General features: G+C 70.2%; 3 protein-coding genes. 1 reads left to right on the forward strand and 2 read right to left on the reverse strand.

The features are described from left to right. Positions 1-47: 47 nt before the first annotated feature. The gene (locus AB0H87_RS41630) at positions 48-410 is read right to left on the reverse strand and encodes a YciI family protein (protein WP_360159339.1); all 363 of its coding nucleotides are present in this window, start codon (positions 408-410) and stop codon (positions 48-50) included. A gap of 9 nt (positions 411-419) precedes the next feature. Continuing rightward, on the reverse strand, positions 420-1,043 hold the full coding sequence (locus AB0H87_RS41635) for a DUF998 domain-containing protein (protein WP_360159342.1): 624 nt from the start codon (positions 1,041-1,043) through the stop codon (positions 420-422). A gap of 143 nt (positions 1,044-1,186) precedes the next feature. On the opposite strand from AB0H87_RS41635, the gene AB0H87_RS41640 reads away from it, so the two are divergent. Then, the coding region (locus tag AB0H87_RS41640; RefSeq protein ID WP_360159345.1) for a LysR family transcriptional regulator at positions 1,187-1,585 on the forward strand (399 nt) is incomplete at its 3' end.

A 1,585-nucleotide genomic window follows, 5' to 3' on the forward strand; every position in this document is an offset into this window, starting at 1 on the left:
GCAGGATCGGCGGCACCCATCGCCACCGATCCTGCCACGGTTCTTGATCAAGCGAAGTCCTCCGGACCCATCACTTTCAGCACGGCCGACTCGCCCTCCCAGCCGGGCCAGAGATCCCGGTGTGCGCGCATGAAGCGGGCGGTCCACTCGACGGCCTCGGCCTTGTCACGCACGTCGTACACGGCGTAGCTGATCACTTCTTTCGCCTCCGCGAACGGTCCGTCGGTGACGGCCAGCTCGCCGCCGGACACCCCGACCCGGGCGCCGAACGCGCTCGGCGAGAGCCCGGCCTGGTCGACCAGGACGCCGGCGTTGGTGGCGTCCTCGCCGAGCTTCATGATCGCCTCCATCAGCTCCGGCGGCGGCGGGGTATCGGGCTGGCTGGTGGTGAGCAACACGATGTAACGCATGGTTTCTCCTCAGATCGAGCGGTAAAGGCGGACGGAAACGACGGCGAGCCAGGCCGACACGAGGACCACGCCGGCGGTGAACAGCAGCAGGCCCCAGGCGGCGCCGGCGCTCGCGTTCATGGCCAGGAACGAGCCGACCAACGCCGCGCCAACGAGCCGCGAGAACAATGGGAACCCGGAAGGCTTAGCCAACAGGAAGGAGGCGATCGCCAGGCCGACGAAGCCGACCCCGCCCGCGGCCAGGTGCACGAGGCCGTGCCAGCTGACGGTGTCGCCGACCGACCCGGCCGGGAAGCCCCGCCCCGGATCGGCCCGGAACAGCCCGGCCACGACCATTCCCACACCGTAGATTCCCAGCGGCACGGCGCCGCGACCGACGGCCCGCCCCACGCCGACGGCGGCCGCGACCACCATCAGCCCCGACAGGATCAGGTTCGTCGTCTGGATCCAGCCCAGGTCACCGTTCTGGAGCATGCTCCAGGCGTGCCGGGTCGGGTCAAACCCGTCGCGGGTGTACGCCTGGGCCAGCGAGACGGCGACGTACAGCGGCCCGGCGATGACGCCGTACCCGAGCAGGCTCTTGGTCACGCGGTCGGCGAGCGCCGGGGTCTCGCAAGCGGTCGTGGCGGTCATGTCGTTCTCCTTCAAGGTCCCGTTCGGCTCTGTCACCCGTAGCTCGAACGGGGTCCGCCGGATTCGACACATGACCTGAGATTTTCTGAAAGACAGATATCAAGGTCTTCCGATGGATCGCCTCGGAGTCATACGGTCACGCTATGAACCTGGAGCTGCGGCACCTGAGGGTGGTCACCGCGATCGCGGAGACCGGCAGCGTGACCAAGGCCGCCTCCATGCTCGGGCTCGCGCAGCCGGCCCTCACGGCGCAGCTCCAGCGGATCGAGCGGGCCCTCGGCGGCCCGCTGTTCGAGCGCGACCGGCGCGGCGCCCGGCCGACCGCGCTCGGTGAGCTCGTGCTCGACCGCGCCCGGGTGCTGTTGCCCGCGATGAAGGGACTCCAGGACGAGGCCGCCCGGTTGGCCGGCGGCAACGAGGCGATGAGCCGCTACCGGCTCGGCGGGGTCAACAGCCCGCTGCTCGGCCGGCTGGTGCTCCGCCTCCAGCAGCTCGCCGTCGGCGAGCACGATGACCTCGTCGCACCGGCGCACGGACGAGAG

This window comes from Asanoa sp. NPDC050611, assembly GCF_040654855.1.
In the GTDB taxonomy this organism is placed as follows: Bacteria; Actinomycetota; Actinomycetes; order Mycobacteriales; family Micromonosporaceae; genus Asanoa.

Bases quoted from the DNA above. Each gene is read 5' to 3' on its own strand.
- AB0H87_RS41630 (WP_360159339.1), bottom strand. From the start codon at position 410: ATGCGTTACATCGTGTTGCTCACCACCAGCCAGCCCGATACCCCGCCG.
- AB0H87_RS41635 (WP_360159342.1), bottom strand. From the start codon at position 1,043: ATGACCGCCACGACCGCTTGCGAGACCCCGGCGCTCGCCGACCGCGTG.